Below are 22,395 nucleotides of genomic sequence, written 5' to 3'. Positions count from 1 at the left end.
TGATTGCTTTGATCGGGGTCCTGAGGCGGGAGATGACCGTAGTTTCCCCTTACGCCTTCCCCGAGAGGCAGCTAAGCCATGCAGACCTAAACAGATCTAACGATCTTCACTGGCTGTCAACTGGCTGAGCACAAGCACCCCTGGTCCCTTTCCCATGCTCGACGCCTTTTCACGCGCTGTCGTTAGCGCAGATTCGAAGACTGCCCCAATTGGAGGCGGTGAACTCGCTGCTCTCCGTAACTATGTTGCTGAGGGAAATAAGCGTCTAGATGCTGTTAACGCCATCACCAGCAATGCCTCCTGCATCGTTTCAGATGCAGTCACCGGCATGATCTGCGAAAACACTGGCCTGATCCAGGCTGGTGGCAACTGCTACCCCAACCGCCGCATGGCCGCCTGCCTGCGCGACGGCGAAATTGTGCTTCGCTACATCAGCTACGCGCTGCTCGCTGGCGATGCCTCGGTTTTGGACGACCGCTGCCTGAACGGCCTCAAGGAGACCTACATCGCTCTGGGCGTTCCCCTTCAGTCTGCCGCCCGCGCTGTGGCCATCATGAAGGCTTCTTCCACGGCTCACATTAACGAGACAAACACCAGCGGTACCAACCCTGTGGAAACCCGTTTCCGCAAGATGGAAACCGTTCAGGGCGACTGCTCCGCTCTAGTGGCTGAAGCTGCTACCTACTTTGACCGTGTGATCAGCGGCCTCAGCTGATTCATCCGAAGAGATTGCTTTTTTTAAACCACTACAACTCAATTAAACGAGGATCTTCACGATGAAGTCTGTTGTGACCACTGTTGTGACCGCCGCTGATGCCGCTGGTCGCTTCCCCTCCCAGAACGACCTAGAAGCTGTTCAGGGCAACATTCAGCGAGCTACTGCTCGTCTTGAAGCTGCTGAAAAGCTGGCTGCCGGCCTGGACAAAGTGACGAAGGAAGCTGGTGACGCCTGCTTCAGCAAGTACCCCTACCTCAAGCAAGCCGGCGAAGCTGGTGAGAATCAGGTCAAGGTGGACAAGTGCTACCGCGACATCGCTCACTATCTGCGTCTGATCAACTACTGCCTGGTTGTGGGCGGCACCGGCCCTCTCGATGAGTGGGGCATTGCCGGAGCCCGTGAGGTGTACCGCACCCTGCGTCTGCCTACCGCTGCTTACGTGGAAGCTCTCACCTTCACCCGCGATCGGGCTTGCTCCCCTCGTGACATGAGCCCCCAGGCTCTCAATGAGTTGAAGTCGTACCTTGATTACGCAATCAACGCCCTCTCCTGATCAGTTTCTGATTAATTGTTGAGGACAAACCACGGAGGCCTTCGGGCCTCCTTTTTTGTGAGAAAATGAGCCCTCTCCCACCCCCTCTCTTGGATGTAGAAATGGAAGCATTGGATATCTTGTTTGATGACCTTGCTCACCCCAATCCTTATATTCAAAGCCAGGCTTTTATAGCTATGGTCAGGGATTGGCCTCAGCAAGCTCTGCCTCGACTGCTTGGTTTATTGGCCCAACCGGATATAGCTTTACGCAGGGCCTCTGTACGTGGTATTGGCGCTTTTGGCGCAGCAGCCCTGCTGCCTTTAGCGGATCTTCTTAAGGCCAGCACGGACAGCACTATCCGCGCTAGCTGCGTCAAGGCCTATGCCCAGGTGGCTTCAAACCAGCCTGGGATACATTTCCCCGATTCTGCTATGCAGGCCCTCGAAGAGGCGCTTGGCGACGACTCACCGGTTGTGGCTGTAGCTACGGTGATGGCCCTTGGGCAGGTGGGTGAGCAGGCGGTGCCGCTGTTGCTGAGAGTGGTGGGCGGAGATAATCCAGCCCAGGCGGTTGCAGCTGTCAATGCGCTCGCACAGATTGATGATCCTGCAATCGAACGGACTCTTAGAGATCTGCAGAACCAACCACAGCTAGACAGTTATGTGCGAGAGACGCTTGAATCAGCCTTGGCTCGAATAAGGGACCTGCAAGCGCGTCAACCTCAGCCGGGCTGACGCGAGACGATTGCCATCCTCACTTGCTTAGCTGACTGATTGCTAGCTCTAGCACTAATCTGACACTAGGTTGTTCTTCCTGCTCCACACTTGCTTTTAATGCAGGCAATGAATCCCTGGCTCCTAGCTTCATCAGCGATAGAGCAGCATTTTTGCGAACCTGTTCTTCCGAGTCGGTGAGCAGGGGGAGCAGGCGCGGGCAGGCCCATTCTGGCTCCTGCAACTTCCCCATCAGCGTTGCAGCTTCTGCCCGCACTTCGGAGTCCAGGTCATCCAGCGCGGTTAGGAGCAGCTGTCTCGCCTCGTCATCCCCCAACGACTGGATCTGTTCGCCGAGAGCTGCTATCGCTGCCGCTCTTATCCTGGCATCCGGCGAGCTGGCTGCTTGGCGAAGCGCTTCGGGCGCCTTGGCGCCTATAAAAGCGATTCCCCAGCTGGCGAGCCCCTGCTGCATGGCCGAAGCTTTTGGATGAACGAGCACTGAGAAGAGTGGATCGAGAGCCTGGTCGCCGACTGCAGCCATCGCTCCGACAGCTGATCCCTGCACGACGGGATCCGAATCTGAGAGCAGGGTTTCCAGTAAAACGGGCAAGGCAGCTGGATCTGCAATCAGGGTCAGAGTTTTCGCTGCAGCGCGGCGAACGGTGACGTTTTCGTGAGTCCGCAATGCACGGCACAGTGTTGGCACCGCCGCAGCACCTACTGCTCCAAGGCTTTCGGCAAAGGTGAGCCGCATCAAGCCCCTGGTATCGCCGAGACCAGCCACCATGCGCTCAATCGCTGGGCTGTCGGATGAAGGAACTAGCCCCTGACGAAGTTGGGAACGAAGCTCTGCAGCCAGAATGTTGGCTTCCTCAACGCTCAGTTGCTGGATGCCAGATGCGGGGGTAGCGGACAGCTCGGTAGACAAGGGTCGCTCCTATCGAACAAAATTATCAGGGATAGCCGCGGCGTTCCTATGGTGGGCTTAACAAGATCAGGACATGACACGCTTTTTGCTCTCCCACAACCTTCAGGTGGTTTCCGACAACCTGAAGGGCCTGAATTCGGCCGATCTGGCGGCTGGCCTCGTTGCACACCTGTCCACCGATGTCCAGGTTCAGGCAGTCAGCCACCCTCACTGGTTGGTTCAGGTGGAAGCCGATCTGCTGCCCATCGATTTGGCCAATGCCTTACTCCTGGCCTGGCGACAGCTTCGCTGCTCTGCAGGGGCCACTGATCATGATTGCCAGCTGTTGGCCTTGGGTGGGCGCAAGGACGGCCAGGGCGCCCCTGGAGCGTTGCTGCAGCAGAGTGACTGGGGGGTCGATGTGGTGGAGACTCTGAACAGCGCAGCTTTCCTTCAGTCGATCAATTGGGAACTGCTTAAGCAGGGGCGTGCTCCTGATGGTGTGTTCGAGCTTCAAGGCTGAGCTGGACTATTTGCGGCGGCGGCGAGGTGATTGCTGTCCAGGCTTGGGTGATTCGCCTGGCTCCATGGCAGCTTTGGCGGCCACTGCGGAAACTGAGCTGGCCGCCTCCATCAGACCCACCGACGAAACTGGGATTCCATTCTGGTGTAGTTGCTGCATAGTCTGGCTCAGCATATGGAGCGGAACTCGCAGCTTCTTAGCAACCCTCTGGGGAGTTTCAGATTTGATGCTTGTAACAAGCAGAAGTGCACCACATTGATGGGGTCCCATTGTGCTTCTAATTTAGATGGGCTCATATTGAACGCTTCCTGGCTGGGTTGCATCAAGACACATAACTCTTAAACTTTCAGCGCTCTTGCCCTGCCGGCTATCAGAGTTGGAGCAGCTCTCCTTTGAGCTCCACAGCCGCGTCCACTTTGACTTCTGAGGACAGTATTTTGGCAAGCTCCAGCAACAGTTACGACAATATCCATCCCGGGCTCAGCCACCATGATGCGCTAGCGATTCTTGAGCAAACTCTTGACTCGCTTGATTCTGCCAGCGATTACTATATGGCGGCCGCCCATTTGGTGAACTTCCCCGGCGATAAAACGGAGCAAGCTTTATTGCGGCTTATTGATAATTCTTCGGGCGAACAGGCGGTTAACCTTGCGCGCCGCAAAGCGGTCGAAGTTCTGGGCCGGCTTGGGGTTCAACGGGCCATTCCTAGCATCGGGCGTTGCCTTAGGAGCAACGATCACTACCTCGTTGAAAATGCAGCCTGGGCCCTTCTTCAGCTCAATTGCCAGGATGGTGAACTCCATCAGGCGATGCTCCTGCTACTCAATGATCCAGGCCAGAGCCGCAGGGTTCTTATCCAGGCTCTTGTGGGGTTAGAAGTGCATGCGGCCTTACCCGTACTTCAATCGCTGCAGGATGAGGCGAATCCAGGGGTTCGCGGCGCTGCCTTGGCCGGGGTTGCACAGCTCAGTGGCGATAGCAGTCGCCTTCAAGAATTGGAAGATCACCTGACCCTGCCTAACCAAATGGACCGGCAGTCGGCGATTCAGGATTTAATTGACTGTCGGGCTACATATCTATTGCCTTCGATCCTCAAGGCGCCCGTGTCCCCTGTGTTCAGGATGCGAGCTCTGCGGACACTCTGGCCGGGCCAAGACAAAGCACACGCAGGCCTTGACCTGTTTACCTGTTTAGATTCGCTGATGTGGGATCAGCCAGAAGATTTGGTCTTGGCGCACTGCTATGACACTGAACCCACCATATTGTTTTTATTTGATGAGTTTTTTGGTACTGACTTTAGCCGTTGCTACCTATCATTGTCCACATTGAAGCATAGGCCAGCAGAAGAGCTCTGGCCTGTTTTCTGGAAGCGATGGCAGGAGGATGCTTATAATGATTATGGTGCTCACTATTTCTTCATTCAGCTTCTTGGCAGTGTGGACATCTGGCCTGGCGCTGCCATACCTGTCATTAAGGCATTGCTGCTGGAAGCGATGAACAGCAAGCGCCCGCAATTTGGTAAGTCAAGAGCGGCTGCTTGCTTGGCTTTGAATAAACATTTTCCTGGTATATGGTGCAAAAGTGTGCCGCAGCTTTTGGCCTCCGATTTCACACCAAGCTGGGAGTTACGTTATGCTGCATTAATTGGGCTTGATTCAATTGATGTTGGGAATAACCATGAAATATTTCAGCTCTTGCAGAATGCTTTGGCCGTGCAGGATCCCGATATTTTTGTGGATTGTAGGCGTCAATTGCTTATTTCCGAAAACCGGGTTTGAAAGGACCCACGCTCAGCCCAGTAGCGTTGAATTTCCAGGCCTTTGGGCCTCGGCACAGCTGCTTCAGCTCTCAGAATCTTGAATGTTCGACGGGGCCCCATGGGCCAGTTTCCAATTGCTCGTACAGACCGCACTTGCCCATCAAGCATATTTAGACAGGCTTCAAAACGCTCAAGCTGACTATGGTCAATTGTTTCAAAAATAAAGTCTTGGCCTTGGCAAATTAGGTGCTGCGAGCGAATCCAGCTACGGAATTGCTGGATAGTTGGTCCATCAGCTTGCATGGCTTCTATTCTATCCAATTTGTTCAGGATCATCTCCTTTATAATTATTTAGACTCGCCCACTCAGCTGTGACTTCATTCTCAAAGCTAGCCACGCGTTCAAAACGTAGTGGCCCATGTTCGGAGCCCCATTGCAAGGTATTGGTAGCTGGATCAAAACCCTGATCTCTACTAATCCAGTTTTCGTGATCAACCAACACCTCACTCACTAGATAGGTAGGCCGCCCATCACGTGGCACTAGGCATTTATTACCAGGTTCTACCTTTCCGCTGAAGCAACCCGGCTCCGTCTCTTGGAAATGCATCGCACAACCGCAGCGTTGTTTAAGGCGATCAATATGAATAAGCTTGAGCAGTTTAGGAGTGAAGCCTGCTCCAGCTAAGCGAATAGGTTGGTCGAATCCAAAATTCTCAACAATCTGCACCTTCTCGGTCGATATCAGTCGATGTACGCCTTGCCTATAAGGTCGCCAAGGATCGTGCCCATAGCTCTGCTCGGAGTAAAAACCAGGGCCCTGAAATATTTCCCAAGGCAGAGGGCGAAAATAGATATTGATATGGGCAAAATTTACTGGATCGCGTTGCGATTGGGCAAAATTACTGAAATGTCCGGCAAGTAATTTTGCGAATCTAAGGGCAGTGGTTGGCACGGCGAATACTGTTAGCTGAAGGAATCTAATCGGCGGATTTCAGATGCGAAGGAGGTTTGCAGTATTCCTGAGCCGGCTGAAGTTCGCAGCACTGATGAGCGGCAGCGAACATTCTCGGATACGAACCAGATCCTTTCTTCTGCAATTGATTGACCATATTGGGTAGTGAGTATAAAAGTATTATCTTCTAGAAAAGCATAGTTTGATACTGCTTGCTCGGCCTCTGCGTATCCAGCGCTTCGCAGTAAGATTCCTTTTTGATTATCAGTTGGGATTGGAACGAGAATGCATGATCCTGCCGATACTTCACTGGGGCCATCTGGCTCCCAGTCACTTTCTGCACTCCATTCCATTCGGAATGGCAGCAGTGGCTTGGCATCGTGTATCTTGCAGTCTTTAATTAACTTAAGTACCAATGGATCTTGGGGCCCGATTGGTTCAATCAATACTGAACTGCGAACATCCTCAAATTGCTGAAACGCAAGAGAATGTCCACTTCTCATGGATCGCCAGCGGCCTAGGCTCCGAGCAACAAAAGATTCCAGCTGCATCTATGCTGCTCAGGCCTTGGTTCTGTGGGTGGTCTTGGTAATTGGCAGACGACCTGCCTGAACCATGTGTACCCATGTATCGATCATCATGTTGATCGCAGGCTGCGCTTCTTCACTGTTCTGATTAATTTGAGTGCACTCTACTTTGAGATAGTCTTTGTCCTGTAAATCCATGGATTGAAGCCAAGGTGCTTGCTGTTGATGCTTTTGGGAGGTGGCTCAAGAGTTGCCTTAATAATATACTATTAAAGACCTTGAACCGCCTCCAGTTTCGTTTGATTTAGGATTCTTTTACTGATGCGATGCGGCCTCCGCGTCGATGAATTGATTGGATGGCTGATGATAGCGAGCTGAAGGGAACTGTTGTCGTTTGCGTTACGCGTCGATTTAGGCCAACAGGATTAGCGCTTGTCCAGCGAATAGCGTAGCGCTGGTTGTTGCGACCACCTGGCCCGGGTGTCTTTTGACTGCCTCCGGGGGGCGAGCTGGTCGCTAGGCTGATTAATAATTGTGATTGTCCGTCACCATCAAAAGTTGCAAAGCCCGATGTCAATGCACGTGTTCTGTTGTAAGTAAGATTGGATTCACCTTGCTGGCTGGCCGCTCCTCTATCGAAAGGAACTGTATCAAAGCCAAAGACCTCTAGATACTCGGCTCCATATATATAGCTGTTGATTTCCGCTTCGTATCCTTCTGTGGCCAGGAGCTGAACATGCTTGCTCAGTTCAGCTTGATTTCTTGGGGCGCGGCCTAAGAGATGCTTGAAGTTGAGTTCAACAAATCGATAGGGCCCGTTTGCATCAAAAAAGAGACGCCGATAGCTGTCGGAGAGGGCTAGGGCATTGACCAGCCCCTGCACAGTGAGGTCGCCGTTGATGAACAAACTCTCTGCAGAGACTGAGAGCTCTTCATCAAAGAGATGGGCATTGCCAAATACTTGGCGGTAGGCGGCTTTCAGCTGGGCTTGGGCTTCTGATTGGCGTAAATCCGAATTGGGCCGGTCAAGAGTTTCGATTTCCATGGTTTTTTGGTTGGTAGGGGAGTGCAGAAATTAACAGTTGTCCCTAATAAATGAACCAGCGTTTTCTAGGTGATTTCGGTTACAGAAATGATCCGACCACCGCGTCTATGGATGTATCCCAGTTGGCTTGTAATGTCATTGCCGCTTACTACGTAACTGGCGTTCGGGTTGCGTTGGCGGCCGCCTGCAGGCTGGGCATTGACGACAACACGGAACCGCTTGGATGTGGGATCAGCTGATCCAGAGGCTGCACCAAGCCTGTTAATCCGTACGGTTGTATTTGTCCAGTTTGTAGGTGCAGATCTTGTTGCTACCGAATTCAGCAGACTTGAGGCACATTGAATGGTGTCACTGGCTGCATAGCCTTGAACTAGTGCTATGTGGCGATTAAAGGAAACCTGTTCGCGACCATTTTCAGTGGCTACACGCAGATAGGGAACAGTATTTTCACCGAAGGTGTTCTGATACTCTTCGCTATCGACGTAGCTGTTGATTTCTGCGTCATAGCCGTGAATGGCTAGCCTTTGTAGATGCTCACTCATCTCAGCCTGAGATGCGGGTGCACGCCCTAAAATATGTTTGAAATTCAGCTCCACAAAACGGTAGGGAGCATTTGTTTCGAAGAACCGACGGCGATAGTCTGCAGAGAGTCCAATAGCTCTTATAAATTCGCGGGTACTGAGCCTTCCCTCAGCAAACTGGCTTTCTGCTGTTAAGTTACGCTCGCTGTCCATTACATGGGGATTGCCCAGCACTTGGCGGTATACCGAGCGGATCAGCGCAGTAATCTGATCAGCTGAATCACCGTTGCAGCGCTCGAACACTTCCTGCTGGCGCTGGCCAAGCCCAAAGCCAACGTATAGATCACCACGCATTGGTGTTGAGTCGCCTCCATCGGCACTGTTCCGCTTGACAGGCTCTAGCATGCTGCCCGAACCAGCCGCTGTTCTACCCATCTGACTAAGGGAACCAGATCGGTAAACCTGTGCAGGCACTTTTATTGAGAGCCTGTAGCCGCTAACTAGATTGCCTAGCAGCTGACTTTTGGTCCCTACTGCTGTGTCGCTGCCAGCGAAATTCTGCTCAAGTGCTGCGATCCTGTTGAACGCTGCTTGAGGCTGGCCTACTGGTGAGTTCCAGCTTGTTGGGTATGGAACTGTTTCCTCGCCAAAGGAGTTTAGATACTCATCGGAATCAAGATAGCTATTGATTTCGCCTGTGAAGCCACTTGTGGCGATTAATGCCACATGGCTAGCAACCTCTGCTTGATTATGGGGGGGGCGGCCCAGCAAATGCTTGAAGTTAAGCTCAACTGCTCGATGTGGAGATACGGCATCAAAGAAGCGTGAGCGATAAAAATCGGATTGGGCCAATCTTCGTACGAATTCGCGTACGTTGATGTCCCCATTGCGTAATTTTGATTCGGCACTCAGCAGGCGTTCGCTTTCCATCGGCTGAACATTGCCGAATACCTGCCGGTATGCAGCTCTTACTGCGATGTGAAAAGCAGCATTGTCGTTTGCAGTGAATGCTGACGGCGTATTTAGTAGCTGCTGGTTACGAAATTGATCTTCGCTTGTGGCAGCTTCTACGGCATCAGTCCTTTGTCGAGAAAACCTCGCTGGGGCTTCAAGCAGCTGAGTGGCTCCGAAGTCAAGTGAATTGCTTTGATTTGTTGTCATGGGGCTATGGGATTAGCGGACTTGCCTTGTTAATTAGGATATAAGCTGTTAGACGTCTCTGGGACATCTAATGCCTTTGTTTTTGCCGATTTGGGAGCTCTGTTGCTAAATAGGGTAGTTTGTGCAATGGATCAGCTTAATGGTGTGATGCTTGCGATCTTGCCTCCCTCGCGGTGAATAAGTTGATACTGCTCGGATAGCTTGTTGAACGGGACGAAGAGTACTCTGTTAGCTTTCCTATAGCGTGATGTGGGTCGCACGTTATTGGCCCTGTATGCTGTTACTTCAACTCGATAGACTTTGCCTGCTTCACCTGCGAGTACACCTATCCGGGTAACGGGATCTGTCAGGTTGGGAGCTGGGCGGAAGCTCCAGCCTTGGGAATCTTGTGATGAGGGAGCTACCACAGGAAGGGGGCGGTTCTGATAAGCAGCACCGCCAAGACGGCTCCTGATTCCAGCCAAGTTGCCTTTTAGGCTGCTGCTGCTGTTCCCACGTAGCAACTGGAATGACCAGGTGAACTCTTGAAGCGTTGCACAGGATTCTGTTTTCCACCCACGCTGATATGGAACTGTCCACTCACCAAAGGTGTTCTGATATTCGTCAGAATCCAAGAAGCTGTCGATGTCTGCTTCGTAGCCACTTGTATCTAGTCTTTCGGCATGCCCCCGCATTTCCTCAAAATCTGCTGGAGCACGTCCGAGTAGGTGGCGAAAAGCTAGTTCGATATAGCGGTAGCGCGCGCATGAGTCAAAAAAGCGCGTGCTATAAAGATCGCTTTTTGCGATACGTCTTACCAGTTCTCTAACGCTGATCTCGCCTAGCTTGAACTGCGATTCCGCAACAACTTGTCGTTCGCTCTCCATGACGTAGGCATTCCCAAGCACCTGTCTATAGACAGCCCGGATCACTGACTCCTTCGCTTGGTCGTCGTCCCCTGGCACTAGCTCACGTGGTGCTTCGCACTCTTGGGAGTAGCTCTCCACACCCAGGATGGAGGCTGGACCAAACGGCATGACTTTCGTGGCGATACCCTGCAATTATCCCTGGCGTCCCATAGCCCTCGACCGCAGCTTTATAAACCTCAATCTTTTGTTTCAATCGCTTCGCTTTGTCTGGCAGTGCCAGCGCGCTATGCCGTTCTTGTTGCCGATTCAAGCAACGATTCAAGGGTCGCCCTGGTTGCCTGCCGGGTGAGTGGGTTCCAACAATCCAGTTCGATGTGAGAGCGAGTTAGGAGGTTTGCGAGCTGTTTCTTGTCCATGCCTGTTACCTGACTGAAGTCAGCGCCTTGAATACTTTCAGCCCCATCTAGGATTGCCTCTGTTAAATCAGCAGCCCTAAAGTCTGCCTGCTGCAATTGACTGCCGGTAAAGCGTGTTGCGATGCAGCGACAGCCTTGCAATTTCGCAAACCTTAGGTCTGCTCCTACAAAACGTGTTCCGTCTAATACTGCACCACTTAAGTCACATCCGCTTAGGTAGGCACCCATGAAGTTGGTGTTCCGAAGATCCATACCCCTGAGATCTGCACCATTTAGAAAAGCCCCATTAAGAGCTGCACCAGGGCCTACCGCTCCTGACTTTTCAAGATCAAAACCAGCGGGTACACGAGTCTTTTTATCATAACGAGCAAGTGTTAGATTGCATCCTTCTAGTAGGCAGGCGCTTAGGTCTGTTCCCCTTATATCCATGCGACAAAGGTTTGCCTGGCGCAGGTCCAGTGGTTGTAGAACACGGTTGTTCCATCTTGCACCGCGCGCGTCTACGGGTTGATGCTGCGCCGCAGTAGGTTCGCACTTTTCAGGAGCACTCCATTGGCTTGGATCTTCTGGCAACAAAGATGCTTGATGCTTTTGATTCATGTTTAGACGGGATTCACTTCGCTTGTAATCAGATGGGTTGGTGTTCTGTGGTTTAGCTTGCAATGCTAATTGGTTGCCGGGTTTATTTGGCTTCTTGTTTTCCGGGCGAGGTTGGTTGCAAGGCCTTGATCAGATTATCAAAAGCCTTGTCGAGGCAGGTTGCCTCGCGAAGATGGCCAGAAGTTTCTAGGACTTCTGTGGTTAGTGTTTGCATCTGGGCTAGGACATACATCATCGCAGGGATAGGTACTTCCATCTCCTTGTATAACTGACACAATGCTGTCATGCCTGCCGTATCTGTTACTTCTGTGCAATCGCACGCGACCCCGTAAATGATCACCCGTAGAAACTGTTGGCAATCTCGCCAGCAGGCTTCTGCCCTTGGTTCGGGGTGTAATTTTCCGCCAGGCAGGATGAGTTGTGGCTGTTGGGCTAGTAATTGTTGTCTTGCTTTATCAACCATCTGGTTTGACTCGGCTATAAGTAGCTCAATGGCATTTCCTGAGGTATTGCAACATTTGCATATCTCTTCTAATTCTTCTGTGTTTAGGAACCGTTTTGAAGTATCGGCTTTAGCTACCACCGCTCTCACTGCTTCGGGGAGACTGTCTCGATTGCTTATGCCGCATACTTTTGCAGCCTTGGCCAGTTGGCTGATCTCCATCTTTCGATCTGCTTCTCTAGTCAGGTTCACGATTCCACAGGAGTTGCGGTAAGCCAGCCATGTCGCTCCAAATGGAAAGCCCATACTGCTTTCCCGCCTAGGCCTGGACAGTGCTCAGATGCTAGATCCACCAGTTCTTCTGACACTCCGAGGTTTTTGAGTAGATCCCTTGCCTGGGCCGTTCCTTCTACCAATGCAGAACGTATTGCTGCTCCGACTACCCAGGTCAGAGTGGTTTCTGCTAGTTCGCCGCTATTACTCTCGCAGGCAAGCAGAATATTGTTGTTGTCAGGATTTTTGTTGTGATGGGATTTCCAAAGCCCAATGTCTTCAATTCTGAGGTCTATGCGCAAGCGTGCCTCGCTCGTACCGTACTGAATCTCCTGCTCCTCTCCAGCTTGGTTTATTAAGTCTTTTATGCTAAAAATTTCATTGGGCGGCATGGTGGTTTTGTTTTGGCAGGAGGACGGTTTTCCCGGGCTGTATGATTATTGCCGAATCGCTGTGGGCGAACAATTCTTCACGACTGCTGTCTTCATGCTTACCTTCGCCCATCCCTTTATCTTTTGTTCAATAAAAATAGCCTCCCTTCGACGGGGAGGCTATTGATTACGTTCTAAAAAGCAGCTTGATCAAACAAGTGCGTTGATTGCGTAATCGAGGTAATTGTTTGCCTCTGTAGCTGCTTCGCCGGCAAGGCCATGGTTGGCTTTGATGTAGTTAAGAGCCTCAACATACCAAGACGGTGAGAGCTCAAAAGCGCGATTGATTTCATCAATCCCGGCAATCAGGTACTCATCCATGGGGCCGGTGCCACCAGCCACGAGGCAGTAGGTGACCATGCGGAGGTAGTAGCCGATGTCACGAGAGCACTTTGCCTTGCCACGGGCATCAGCGGCATAGTTCGCACCCTGCATCTGGGTGGTGTAGGGGAACTTGTTGTAAACGGCCTGGGCAGCGCCGTTCACCAAGTTGTCTGCATTGGCTGTTAGGCCCTTAGCAGCTGCAAGAGCATTTTTGGCGCGGTCAAAGCGACCAAAAGCGGAGTTGAGCTCAGTATTTGAGAGGAACCGTCCCTGGGAATCAGCTGCTGCGACGGCTTCGGTAAGGGGAGTTTTCATGGGAAGGGGGGAATAAGTTGGGTTGAATTTTTAGTGAGCTGATCAGCCGACGGCTGCTGCAGCGCGGTCGAAGTAGGTGCCGATTTCGCTGATCAAAGCTGAGCAGTCTCCTTGGGTGATGCCGTTGCGGTCGTTGGCAATTGCAATGGCTGCGTCCTTCATCTTGCGAACGCCTTCAGCAACTGAAGCCCCAGGAACGCCGAGCGCTAGGTAGGTCTCCCGTAGGCCGTTGAGGCAGCGGTCTTCCAGCACGGATGCATCGCCGTTGAAAATCGCGTAGGTGATGTAACGGAGGATGATGTCCATGTCGCGTAGGCACGCAGCCATGCGGCGGCTGGTGTAGGCGTTACCACCAGGAGCTGTCAGCGCCGGCTGAGCTTCAAAAAGATCGCGGGCCGCATTGGTGACGATCTTGGATGCGTTGGAGGTGATGCGGTTCACAGCATCCATACGCTTGTTGCTCTCGGAAACCATCGCCGCCAGGGCGTCGATTTGACCGGCGTTGATGAATTCGCCACGGGCATCAGCCTGGGCTACAACCTTGGTGAAGGCGTCGAACATTGGGAGGCTCCTAGTCGCGACGAATAGTCGGAAGGGTGGATAGGGGTTCCAGGCTGGTCAGGGCCCAGGGCTGCGCAGTGCCCCTTGTGGGCAGTGTGCAGCAACCTGGCTGTTGTCAACTTGGTTCCCCCATTCTCTTCAAGATGCCTGCCTGCCTACTGCTCCCTTAACAAACGGTCACTGCCCTGAGGAATGGTGGGCTTGCTCGGTGCAGATGACCACAGCACATACTTCATTTTTAGCTCAACAAAGCGTTGGGTGTGGTGGTTTTCAAAAAACTTGGCCGCGCGATCCACATGGGCCTGTCTCGATCGGATTACAAGGCTTTTGCAATCGTTACAAACGCTGCGCTGCAGGCACTGGGGCGCCAACCCCTGGCGCTTACGGGCTGCGCCGATACCATCCGCCCATTCCATCGGCAATGGTTATGGCTGTTGAGCTAAAGGTTTCAGACTGCACCCAGCGGCTGGCGGACCAGCTGCAGACCCTCTCGGAAGTGGCTGAAGCGATCACCTTCCGGCTGCTTGAACTGGAAGAGCGGCTTGCCGCTCAGGAGTTGAGGCTCGAGCCGCTGCTTGAGGGCCAGGCCGATAGCCAGGGCGTGCTCGCTGACGAGACAGAGCTACGACTCGACGACACCGAAGACCGGCTGGCTCGACTTGAGGGCTTGCTAAAAGGCATTGAGAATCAAGGGGTAGGCCGTCACCTGCGTCCAGTTGTTGCCCCCCAGAGGGGCCATGCCCAGGAGTCCTTACAGGACAGCTTTCTGGATGACAGCCTGGCCGAGCAAACCTTCCTTGATGAAGAGGAGCAACCTTTCCTCGATGAGCTCAGCGCCTGAGACTCAATCCCGCCACTCAATCGCGCCACTGCTCAGTCCAATGGGCTGGTATTTCGTCGCTGTAGTCGTTGGTTCGGGCAAATTCAAAGGGACCCGCCAGGGATCCCCAGAGATGTTCGTGGGTGAGGGGATCGTGGCCCCTGTCGATCGTGCGCATGCCCGCTGGGTTTAGTTCCAGCCGGCTCACCAGGTAGGAGGTGGCTCCCTTGCGCTCCACCAGACAGCGACATCCAGGCTCCACTTCCCCTATGAATCCTTCGCTCTCTTCGCGCACCACGTAGGCACAGCCATCGAGGGGCATGAGGTCACTGGTTTGAATGCGGCCACGGAGTTCGCTGTCCTCTACCGCTCCCCAGAAGCGTTGATCTTCTGCCAGCGCCTGGTTGACGATCGTCAGCTGGCCGTTCAGCGCTTCCGCCCTCAATACCCGAATTCGGTAAGGAGCTGCTGGGTTGATTGCGTAGCTCTGCTCCAGCAGTAGGGAGCCCGGTGCCAGCTGGGGGAGGGGGCGGAATTTGACCAGGATGTGGGCGTAGAGGGGCGGATTCTCAAAAGCCTGCTCCTGGTTGCTGAAGCCACCGCTCAACATCCGCACCAATCGCTCCAAGGAGCTCGCCATCACGCCAGTTCACGGCTGTGAGAATGACGCTACTGGCTGGGCCCGGCCAACCCCAAGAGGCGGAGGCGAAAAGCGGCTACTTGCTGAGCCAGCTCTGGTTGGTTTTGCAGAAAGGGATGGTCGCCAAGCCCCTCGAGCATCAGCTCGACCTTGGCTGCTGGATCGAGGCCGTGGTGGGGGTCGCGCTGCTCATGTTTTTGCCAGGCTTCATCGAAAGCCTGAGCAAAGCTGTCGGCGTTATTGAACACCCGGTTGGAGTTCAGTGGATGTTCACGCATGGCATTGGCTAGGGCTCTGGGGGCCTGGAGTTGGCTGGGCTGGACCAAGCAGCATCTCAAGCAGGGTATTGATTGCCGTATCGCATTTTTCAAGTTCGATTGGGGTGCTGCTTTCGCGCCAGAGGATCTGGCAGTAGTGGCGAAGGAACGACCGCCAGGCATCAATAGTGGATTCTTCGTCCCAGGGTGCTAGCTGGTCCACCTTGGCAAGCACCCGGGTAATGGTTTGGGCCACCGCCATGCCACCACGGCTGCCCAGTAGCCGCTTCAGGGCCAAGGAGCGCCCCCCCGCCACCTCGGGCTCCTTGGGGTCGTGGTCACAGATCAGTTCCGTGATAGTGCTAGCGGCCCCGTAAAGGCCCTTGTTGGAGGTGCCTGGCTCGGCCAGTTCGCCAAAACAGAGGGCGATTTCAAGCAGGGCCCTTCCCATGGTGGCGCTCACCAGCTTGGGATCACGGCTGGGATCAGCTTTGTAGTTGAGGCGCTCGCAATGCTCGATAAAGGCTGCATCGCAGTGCAGGAGTTGGCGAATTTTCTCGCCGACGAAAAAGCCTTGGAGTTGGCTCTGCATGGTGCCGCAATATTCAGCCGTTTCTAGTTGAGCCATTCCAAACCCGGGCAGGTTTTTCGCGACAAGAAAGCAGTGGGATGAGAATGCCAGGACCCAGATTTGAACTGGGGACACGGCGATTTTCAATCGCCTGCTCTACCAACTGAGCTATCCCGGCCCGTCGCCTAAGCAACTTTGCAATCTTAGATCACGGACCTGCCACGGGGTTCGGGCCAGGCAGGCCATGCCAGCCACCTGCCAGCCCTGGTCGCGCAGGGTGGCAGCGGCGGCGCAGGCCGTAGCACCCGTCGTGAGGATGTCGTCCAACAGCACCACCGCAGGTTTATCCCGGGGGTGCTGTTGCTGCCCAGACGCGGAGCAGCGAAAGGCCCCAGCCTGGTTAGCCCAGCGCAGCTCGCGGCTTAGATGGTGCTGGCCCAGCACGGCCCGACTGCGTTGCAGGAGGGGTGCCTGGCGCCAGCCCAGTTGCCAGCTAAGGGCTCTGCCCAGCAGACCGGGCAGAGGGTTGGCTCGCCGCTTCCAGCTGGGGATCGCAACCAGCAGCGGTGGTCTGGCCCAAGGTTCGGCGCCCAGTCTTGCGGCTAGTTGCTGTACCAGAACTGCCACCATGGCTGGATTCGGATGGGTACGCAGATAAAGAAGCTGCCGGCGCAGCCGCCCCGAGTACATGCCAGCGGCCCACCAATGGATGGGATCACTACCCTGGCGTCCCCCCTCGGGTAATTCCGCCGCCAGATCGGCGTGCAGGCTTGGTGGTTTGGCGATCCATTCCAGGGGCAGCAGCTTTAACAGCCCTGCCGTGAGGGGAGTTGGGCCAGGGGGCCAGGAGGCCATGGATGGGTCTGCAGGTTTCCCGCAGGATTCCCACGCCGCCGGCTTCAGCGGGGCAGGGCCCGCAGCATCGCCACCAGGGTGCGATGGGCATCCTCACTGTCACTAAGGCAGTGGTCGAAGGGCACTGTGACCTTGGCGCCATCCACCTCAAGCTCCATGGCTTCGGCTCGGACTGCTACCAGGCTTGCCTCCTCGGCTGCGCCTAGGCCGCCGTAGTGACGGGCATAGGCCAGCACCGCCTCGGCATGGTCGTCATTCATGTGTCGGCAAATCCGATCGCTCACGGCGGGAGTGAGGGGGTCGGCGGCCATGGTGATGCGCGGCGGTGGGGGTGGGAGTGATTCTGGCTCGGACGAAGCTGCTAAGGGAGTTAGGCGGCGCCGAAGCGCTGCCACAACAACAGGCCAAAACGCAGGGCACTGAAGCCCACATAGCCAGCCAGCACCACAAACACCGCCATGGAGATCACAGAGCGCAGGCGGTCGTTCATGGTTTTTGCAGGGCTGTTGCGGCCAGTCTGGCCATGCCAAGGGCAGCTGTGCACCCCGGTCGATTCAGCACCGGTATGCCCAGGCTCTGCTGGCGCAGCCGCCGCCATTGGGGGTTGCGGGCCCCGCCCCCCAGGGTGATCACCCGCTCCAGGGCGGGGGCGCCGGCCGCTTGCAACCGCTGCCAGCCCTGTTTTTCGAGGGCTGTGAGGCCCTCCAGCAGGGCCTGGAGGTAGCGGACGTCGCTGATCGGGCGCGGTCCCAGTAGCGGCTCGAGCTCAGGATCGTCCACAGGAAAGCGCTCCCCACGGGCTGGCAGCGGCCGCAGCTGCAGGCCCGTGGGTTGGCGAGGATCGATCTGGCGGCTCAACTCTTCGATCTGGCCGTCACTGAAGAAGCGCCTCAGGATGCCGGCTCCGGTATTGGAGGCGCCACCTACCAGCCAGCTTCCTGCCACTCGGTGACAGCTGATGCCTGGCCCTTCGATTGGTCTGGGGCTGAACTGTTTGAGCACCAGGGTGGTGCCCAGCACGGTGACGCCATCACCCCTGCCTGGCTGGGCGGCTAGCACCCCGGCGTTGGCGTCGGTGCTGCCTGCAACCACCTGGCAGCCAGGCGCCAGTCCCAGCTTTTGGGCCGTCGTAGCAGCGATTCGCCCCAGCACCGCGCCGCTGGGGCGAATCGCTGGCAAGGCTGTGGCCCACGGCTGGAGCGCGATCGAGCCACTCCAGCCCTGCCTTTGCAGGTCCCAGCCGAGGCGCAGGTTGTTGCCCTCTTCTCCCCAGCTCCAGTCACCAAGCAACCAGCCGGTGAGCCAGTCGGCCTGGTGACGCAGCAGCCAGGGGCCGCCCGCTCCAATTGCTTGGGCCTGAGCCAGCAGGTGCAGGGCCCGGGCCAGGCTGCCATTGGCACTAGCGGCTGGGCCTGAACCGGCAAGGGCTGCAGCAATAGGGGCCTGCTCACGGCAGATGAAGTGATACGCCAAGGCTTTACCTAGGCAGCCAGGGCCGGGCTGGCCATCGGGATGGCACAGCAGCAGGGTGCCGGAGGTGCCATCCACCGCCAGCGCCCCAACTTGCTTTCGGGCAGCGGCTGGCAGCAGCCCGCAGAGGCTTATTAGGCCCTCCACCCAGCCCAAAGGCTCCTCCAGGCTGGATGGATAGGGGCTGGACTCTGCGATCAGCTGCTCGCCGTCTGGCCCTATCAGGGCAATCCGCAGGCCGCTACTGCCCAGATCCACTCCAAGGGCATGTGTCGTGTTCACCCGCAGGGGTGGCAGCTCAGGCGTCGACCTGCGCTGCGGTGACCTGCTTGAGCGTGGCAGCGATGGCGTCCACGTTTTCCCAGGGAAGATCCAGGTCGGTGCGGCCGAAATGGCCGTAAGCAGCCACATCTTGATAGAAGCGGCCGCCGCGTTGCTGGGGCAGCTCCCGTAAGCCGAAGGTTGCGATGATGGCCCCGGGGCGTAGGTCGAACTGCTCCTGCACCAGGGTGGTGAGGTCGTCATTGCTGATGGCGCCCGTGCCGAAGCTTTCCACCAGAATGCTTACCGGTTTGGCTACGCCGATGGCGTAGCTGAGCTGCACTTCGCACTTGCGAGCCAGGCCTGCGGCCACCAGGGCTTTAGCCACGTAGCGGGCGGCGTAGGCGGCGGAGCGATCCACCTTGGTGGGATCCTTGCCCGAGAAGGCGCCACCGCCATGGCGGGCATAGCCGCCGTAGGTATCAACGATGATTTTGCGGCCCGTCAGACCGGCGTCACCCTGGGGGCCGCCCACCACAAATTTGCCGGTGGGGTTCACCAGGAAGCGAGTGTCTGCCTGGGAGGGCTTGAGGGCCAGATCGGCGGTGGCGGGCTCCACCACGTGGCTCCAGAGGTCGGCGGCAATGCGCTCCCGAATCGCTTTTTCGTCCGAGATGCCATCGATCTCAGCTGTGTGCTGGGTGGAGATCAAGATCGTGTCGATCGACACGGGCACCTCGTTTTCGTAGACGACGCTCACCTGGGTTTTGCCGTCGGGCAGCAAGTAGCCGAGGCTGCCGTTGTGACGCACCTCCGCCAGCCGCCGCGCCAGGCGGTGGGCCAGGCTGATCGGCAGAGGCATTAGCTCTGGCGTCTCGTTGCAGGCGTAGCCAAACATGATCCCCTGGTCGCCTGCTCCAACCAGATCGAGGGGGTCGCCGTCGTGGTCGTCGGCCTCATTCACCCCCTGGGCAATATCGGGGGACTGCTGGTCTAGGGCCACCAGCACAGCGCAGCTGTGAGCATCGAAGCCGCCGGCGCGGGCACCGGCGTAACCGATCTGGTTGATCACGCCCCGCACCAGGGTGTTGAAGTCAACCCGGGCGCTTGTTGTTACTTCACCAGTGATCAGGCAAAGGCCAGTGTTGACCACGGTCTCGCAGGCAACTCGAGAAGCAGGGTCCTGGGCCAGCAGGGCATCGAGCACCGCATCGCTCACCTGATCACAGATCTTGTCGGGATGCCCTTCTGTTACAGACTCAGAGGTGAAGACGTAGCGGCTCATGCAGCCTTAATTCAACTGAACTCAGCCTATGTGCTGGCCTGCGTTTACCTGGAGCTCACGCCAATGTTGCAGGCAGGGGAAGCGCGGATCTAGCGGCGGGGCGATGCTCCAGCCCGCCCCATAGCCGAGCACTACGGACACCCCCGCCTGCTGGGCCATGCGCAGGTCGCTATTGGCATCTCCGATCAGGGCGCAACGGTTGGGCTGTATTCCGAGTTGGTCGCAGAGTGCGAGCACAGCCGCCGGGTCTGGCTTGCGCGGGTTGTGGTCGGCACTCCACAGGGCTTGAAACCTGGACCTGAGGTTTTGGCTGGCCAGAAAAGCTTCGATGCCAGCCTCGTCATCGTTGCTGATCACGGCGCACACCACTCCTGCTTCCTGCAGTGCTTGCATCAAGTCGTGGAGTCCGGCGGTGGCGATGGGCCGGTGCTCACTTCCCTGGCCATGCAGGCCATCGGTGGCCGCAAAGACGCTTTCGCTGAGTTCTAGGGCTTCCGGCCAACCAAGGCCAACCTGGGCCAACGCTGTGGCGGTGGAGATCAGGTTGTGGCTGCGGGAGCCGACGGCCGTTGCGCCGGCCGGATGGATGGCGCTACTGCGGAGCCCGTAGGCCCGCTGCAGTAGCTGAGCTAGTTCTTTGGCTCGGCTGGTGGGTAGCTCCGGGTGGCGTTTCCCCAATAGCTCGCAGGCATGAAAAACCCTGGCCTCGGCCAGGGTGTGGAGCATGGGTTCGCTGATGCAAAGGGTGCCGTCCTTGTCGAACAACACCGCTTCGATTGGGAATGATGTTCCCGTCGCATCAGCCAGGGGTTGCCCCCGCAGAAACAGCTCGGCCATGGAGGGCTCGTAGTTGGACCTGGCTCAGTCGAGGGTGACGCCCATTGGTTCGTTGTCTTCGGCCTGCTCAAGCAGCATCTGCTTGTAGCGGGCGGCCATTTCCTCGGCTTTCTCGAACACTTTCTGGGGATCGGTGAGCATGTCTCCGGGCTCGGGCTCGAGGGCCTTGGTCGAGAGGGAGATGCGGCCCCGCTCGGCGTCGAGGTCGATGATCATCACCTTCATCTGGTCGTTGACATTGAGCACCGTGTGCGGTGTCTCGATGTGCTCGTGGCTGATCTCGGAAATGTGCAGCAGGCCGCTGACACCGCCGATGTCGATGAAGGCGCCGTAGGGCTTGATGCCACGCACGGTGCCGAGCACCACTTCGCCCACTTCGAGGCGATTCATCTTGCGCTCCACCAGGGCGCGGCGATGGCTGAGCACCAGGCGGTTGCGCTCTTCGTCCACCTCAAGGAACTTGAGGGGCAGGAAGTCGGCCACCAGCTCTTCTTTGGCCTTGCGGGTGCTGATGTGACTGCCGGGAATGAACCCGCGCAAGCCTTCCACCCGCACGAGGGCGCCACCACGGTTGGTGGCAAATACTTCGCTGTAAATGGTCGCGTCTTCTTTTTGCAGCTGGCGCACCCGTTCCCAGGCACGCTGATATTCGATGCGGCGTATGGAGAGCGAGAGCTGGCCGTCTTCGTTCTCCTCACTCATGATGAAGAACTCGCGCACCTCGCCTGGCACGAGAACGTCGCTGAGGCCTTCAACCCGGTTGATTGACACCTCCTGAACGGGCATAAATGCCGCTGTTTTGGCGCCGATGTCGATCATGGCGCCCTTCGATTCCAGGGCAAACACGGTGCCGTTGACAACGTCACCCGGCTTGAAGTTGTAGTCGTACTTGCTCAGTAGCGACGCAAACTCATCCAGGGTGAAACCCACGCCATCAGCATCGTTGCGGGATGCAGCGCGACTGCTGGGGTCATCGGCGGTGGGAACCTCTTCCGGAATGGCTAGATCGAGGTCATCGCCCATGGCGGCGGCGAAATCGAGCTCGGCCTCGGCACTGGTCGCGTCTTGGTTGAGCGCTTCAGTGCTGGTATCGGAAGGGGTCACGGTCATGGATAGGTGGCGGTCTGCCTGAAGCAGTAGGAAAGGAGTGGGTGATCTGCCCGCCAGCAGAGCAAACCCGATTTATTACTGTACCAATCAGGCCTCACACCAATGGAGCCGCCCACCAGTGAGGCTCCTCTGGGAGGTTTGCTTTGCTCTGCCCCGGCTCAGCTGATCTGATTCAGAAGATCTGGCTCAGCTGACCGTGGCCAAGCTGGCTTTGCGCAAGCGGCCACCACTGCGCTTGTGCAGACCTTCCAAGGTGGCCACAAAATCGCTTACGCCCTGGAACTGGCGATAGACAGAGGCAAAGCGGACATAGGCAACCTCACTCATTTCACTGAGCTGCTGAAGCACAAGTTCACCAATTTCGGCACTGCTCACCTCCCTTCCGCTGCGTTGCTGCAGCTGGAGTTCGATTTCATCCACCACTCCTTCGAGCCTTGCCGGCTCTAGACCTGTTTTTTCGCAGGCGCGCAGTAGCCCGTGCAGCAGCTTGACGCGGTTGAAGGTTTCCCGCGAGGAGTTGCGCTTCACAACAGTGATGGGCACTGTCTCTACCCGCTCATAGGTAGTGAAGCGGAATTCGCAGTTGAGACACTCACGCCGCCGTCTCACGCTGCGACCACTGTCGGCCGCTCGAGATTCGAGCACCCGGCTGTCGGTGTGTTGGCATGAGGGACATTGCATCCCTGGCATCCGGGCGTGTCTTTCAAGTGTAAGC

28 protein-coding genes and 1 tRNA gene are annotated in these 22,395 nt (G+C 56.3%); 6 read left to right on the top strand and 23 right to left on the bottom strand.

Going from position 1 to position 22,395, the window contains the following annotated elements:
- Positions 1 to 154: 154 nt before the first annotated feature.
- The 3 genes from cpeB (at position 155) to KBY75_RS12880 (ending at position 1,987) form a co-directional block, all read left to right on the top strand.
- Entirely contained in the window at positions 155 to 715 is a 561-nt protein-coding gene (cpeB, locus tag KBY75_RS12890) for a class 1 C-phycoerythrin subunit beta (RefSeq protein WP_197148055.1), read from the top strand.
- Positions 716 to 776: 61 nt separating this feature from the next.
- The gene (gene cpeA / locus KBY75_RS12885) at positions 777 to 1,271 is read left to right on the top strand and encodes a class 1 C-phycoerythrin subunit alpha (protein WP_106632843.1); all 495 of its coding nucleotides are present in this window, start codon (positions 777 to 779) and stop codon (positions 1,269 to 1,271) included.
- A gap of 89 nt (positions 1,272 to 1,360) precedes the next feature.
- Positions 1,361 to 1,987: a HEAT repeat domain-containing protein gene (locus KBY75_RS12880; protein WP_255024187.1), complete on the top strand. Its 627-nt coding sequence runs from the start codon at positions 1,361 to 1,363 to the stop codon at positions 1,985 to 1,987.
- A gap of 19 nt (positions 1,988 to 2,006) precedes the next feature.
- Here the strand turns inward: KBY75_RS12880 and KBY75_RS12875 are convergent, their stop codons facing one another.
- The gene (locus KBY75_RS12875; protein WP_255024186.1) at positions 2,007 to 2,756 is read right to left on the bottom strand and encodes a HEAT repeat domain-containing protein; all 750 of its coding nucleotides are present in this window, start codon (positions 2,754 to 2,756) and stop codon (positions 2,007 to 2,009) included.
- Between the two features lie 214 nt (positions 2,757 to 2,970).
- On the opposite strand from KBY75_RS12875, the gene KBY75_RS12870 reads away from it, so the two are divergent.
- Together KBY75_RS12870 and KBY75_RS12865 are read left to right on the top strand one after the other, a co-directional pair.
- On the top strand, positions 2,971 to 3,399 hold the full coding sequence (locus KBY75_RS12870) for a DUF2656 family protein (protein ID WP_255024185.1): 429 nt from the start codon (positions 2,971 to 2,973) through the stop codon (positions 3,397 to 3,399).
- A gap of 392 nt (positions 3,400 to 3,791) precedes the next feature.
- Complete coding sequence (locus tag KBY75_RS12865; RefSeq protein ID WP_255024184.1) at positions 3,792 to 5,177, top strand: HEAT repeat domain-containing protein; 1,386 nt, start codon at positions 3,792 to 3,794, stop codon at positions 5,175 to 5,177.
- Between the two features lie 294 nt (positions 5,178 to 5,471).
- Here KBY75_RS12865 and KBY75_RS12855 read toward each other — a convergent pair whose 3' ends face one another.
- From KBY75_RS12855 to KBY75_RS12805, 11 genes are all read right to left on the bottom strand, one after another.
- Complete coding sequence (locus tag KBY75_RS12855) at positions 5,472 to 6,110, bottom strand: chromophore lyase CpcT/CpeT (protein WP_255024182.1); 639 nt, start codon at positions 6,108 to 6,110, stop codon at positions 5,472 to 5,474.
- A gap of 11 nt (positions 6,111 to 6,121) precedes the next feature.
- Positions 6,122 to 6,661 carry a phycobiliprotein lyase gene (locus KBY75_RS12850; RefSeq protein ID WP_255024181.1) on the bottom strand — a complete coding sequence of 180 codons (540 nt, stop codon included), beginning with the start codon at positions 6,659 to 6,661 and terminating at the stop codon, positions 6,122 to 6,124.
- A 9-nt stretch (positions 6,662 to 6,670) separates the two neighbouring features.
- Complete coding sequence (locus tag KBY75_RS12845; protein ID WP_255024180.1) at positions 6,671 to 6,835, bottom strand: hypothetical protein; 165 nt, start codon at positions 6,833 to 6,835, stop codon at positions 6,671 to 6,673.
- 106 nt (positions 6,836 to 6,941) lie between these two features.
- Complete coding sequence (locus tag KBY75_RS12840) at positions 6,942 to 7,682, bottom strand: phycobilisome rod-core linker polypeptide (RefSeq protein WP_255024179.1); 741 nt, start codon at positions 7,680 to 7,682, stop codon at positions 6,942 to 6,944.
- Positions 7,683 to 7,747: 65 nt separating this feature from the next.
- On the bottom strand, positions 7,748 to 9,364 hold the full coding sequence (locus KBY75_RS12835) for a phycobilisome rod-core linker polypeptide (protein ID WP_255024178.1): 1,617 nt from the start codon (positions 9,362 to 9,364) through the stop codon (positions 7,748 to 7,750).
- Between the two features lie 131 nt (positions 9,365 to 9,495).
- Positions 9,496 to 10,380, bottom strand: coding sequence for a phycobilisome linker polypeptide (locus KBY75_RS12830; RefSeq protein WP_255024193.1), 885 nt, complete (start codon positions 10,378 to 10,380; stop codon positions 9,496 to 9,498).
- Between the two features lie 116 nt (positions 10,381 to 10,496).
- Positions 10,497 to 11,291, bottom strand: coding sequence for a pentapeptide repeat-containing protein (locus tag KBY75_RS12825; RefSeq protein WP_255024177.1), 795 nt, complete (start codon positions 11,289 to 11,291; stop codon positions 10,497 to 10,499).
- Between the two features lie 19 nt (positions 11,292 to 11,310).
- Positions 11,311 to 11,892, bottom strand: coding sequence for a phycobilisome polypeptide (locus KBY75_RS12820; RefSeq protein ID WP_255024176.1), 582 nt, complete (start codon positions 11,890 to 11,892; stop codon positions 11,311 to 11,313).
- 26 nt (positions 11,893 to 11,918) lie between these two features.
- Positions 11,919 to 12,335 (bottom strand): hypothetical protein, encoded by a 417-nt coding sequence (locus KBY75_RS12815; RefSeq protein ID WP_255024175.1) that lies wholly within the window; start codon positions 12,333 to 12,335, stop codon positions 11,919 to 11,921.
- A gap of 189 nt (positions 12,336 to 12,524) precedes the next feature.
- Entirely contained in the window at positions 12,525 to 13,013 is a 489-nt protein-coding gene (cpcA, locus tag KBY75_RS12810; protein ID WP_254937566.1) for a phycocyanin subunit alpha, read from the bottom strand.
- Positions 13,014 to 13,055: 42 nt separating this feature from the next.
- Complete coding sequence (locus tag KBY75_RS12805; RefSeq protein WP_094559988.1) at positions 13,056 to 13,574, bottom strand: phycocyanin subunit beta; 519 nt, start codon at positions 13,572 to 13,574, stop codon at positions 13,056 to 13,058.
- A gap of 427 nt (positions 13,575 to 14,001) precedes the next feature.
- Here KBY75_RS12805 and KBY75_RS12800 point away from each other — a divergent pair, with 427 nt between their 5' ends.
- Positions 14,002 to 14,415 (top strand): hypothetical protein, encoded by a 414-nt coding sequence (locus tag KBY75_RS12800; RefSeq protein ID WP_255024174.1) that lies wholly within the window; start codon positions 14,002 to 14,004, stop codon positions 14,413 to 14,415.
- Positions 14,416 to 14,431: 16 nt separating this feature from the next.
- Here the strand turns inward: KBY75_RS12800 and KBY75_RS12795 are convergent, their stop codons facing one another.
- From KBY75_RS12795 to nrdR, 11 genes are all read right to left on the bottom strand, one after another.
- Positions 14,432 to 15,034, bottom strand: coding sequence for a chromophore lyase CpcT/CpeT (locus tag KBY75_RS12795; RefSeq protein WP_255024173.1), 603 nt, complete (start codon positions 15,032 to 15,034; stop codon positions 14,432 to 14,434).
- Between the two features lie 29 nt (positions 15,035 to 15,063).
- The gene (locus KBY75_RS12790) at positions 15,064 to 15,312 is read right to left on the bottom strand and encodes a hypothetical protein (RefSeq protein WP_254937561.1); all 249 of its coding nucleotides are present in this window, start codon (positions 15,310 to 15,312) and stop codon (positions 15,064 to 15,066) included.
- Complete coding sequence (locus KBY75_RS12785) at positions 15,305 to 15,883, bottom strand: hypothetical protein (RefSeq protein WP_255024172.1); 579 nt, start codon at positions 15,881 to 15,883, stop codon at positions 15,305 to 15,307. The genes KBY75_RS12790 and KBY75_RS12785 overlap by 8 nt, the downstream gene beginning before the upstream one ends.
- Before the next feature lie 84 nt (positions 15,884 to 15,967).
- Positions 15,968 to 16,040: transfer RNA gene (locus KBY75_RS12780), tRNA-Phe, on the bottom strand.
- On the bottom strand, positions 16,031 to 16,717 hold the full coding sequence (locus KBY75_RS12775; RefSeq protein WP_255024171.1) for a ComF family protein: 687 nt from the start codon (positions 16,715 to 16,717) through the stop codon (positions 16,031 to 16,033). The genes KBY75_RS12780 and KBY75_RS12775 overlap by 10 nt, the downstream gene beginning before the upstream one ends.
- Positions 16,718 to 16,761: 44 nt before the next feature.
- Positions 16,762 to 17,028: a DUF2470 domain-containing protein gene (locus tag KBY75_RS12770; RefSeq protein ID WP_255024170.1), complete on the bottom strand. Its 267-nt coding sequence runs from the start codon at positions 17,026 to 17,028 to the stop codon at positions 16,762 to 16,764.
- A 175-nt stretch (positions 17,029 to 17,203) separates the two neighbouring features.
- On the bottom strand, positions 17,204 to 18,475 hold the full coding sequence (locus tag KBY75_RS12765; protein ID WP_396098336.1) for an FGGY-family carbohydrate kinase: 1,272 nt from the start codon (positions 18,473 to 18,475) through the stop codon (positions 17,204 to 17,206).
- 10 nt (positions 18,476 to 18,485) lie between these two features.
- Positions 18,486 to 19,733, bottom strand: a complete 1,248-nt coding sequence (gene metK, locus KBY75_RS12760) for a methionine adenosyltransferase (protein WP_254937556.1) — start codon at positions 19,731 to 19,733, stop codon at positions 18,486 to 18,488.
- 21 nt (positions 19,734 to 19,754) lie between these two features.
- The gene (locus KBY75_RS12755; protein WP_255024168.1) at positions 19,755 to 20,570 is read right to left on the bottom strand and encodes an HAD family hydrolase; all 816 of its coding nucleotides are present in this window, start codon (positions 20,568 to 20,570) and stop codon (positions 19,755 to 19,757) included.
- A gap of 24 nt (positions 20,571 to 20,594) precedes the next feature.
- Positions 20,595 to 21,680 carry a 30S ribosomal protein S1 gene (locus tag KBY75_RS12750; protein ID WP_254937554.1) on the bottom strand — a complete coding sequence of 362 codons (1,086 nt, stop codon included), beginning with the start codon at positions 21,678 to 21,680 and terminating at the stop codon, positions 20,595 to 20,597.
- A 186-nt stretch (positions 21,681 to 21,866) separates the two neighbouring features.
- The gene (gene nrdR, locus KBY75_RS12745; RefSeq protein WP_254937553.1) at positions 21,867 to 22,361 is read right to left on the bottom strand and encodes a transcriptional regulator NrdR; all 495 of its coding nucleotides are present in this window, start codon (positions 22,359 to 22,361) and stop codon (positions 21,867 to 21,869) included.
- Positions 22,362 to 22,395: the final 34 nt, after the last annotated feature.

The organism is Cyanobium sp. T1G-Tous (genome assembly GCF_024345455.1).
Classification (GTDB): Bacteria; Cyanobacteriota; Cyanobacteriia; order PCC-6307; family Cyanobiaceae; genus Cyanobium_A.
The sequence above is the reverse complement of the archived record's forward strand: the minus strand, read 5'-3'. Positions and strand labels throughout refer to the sequence as shown.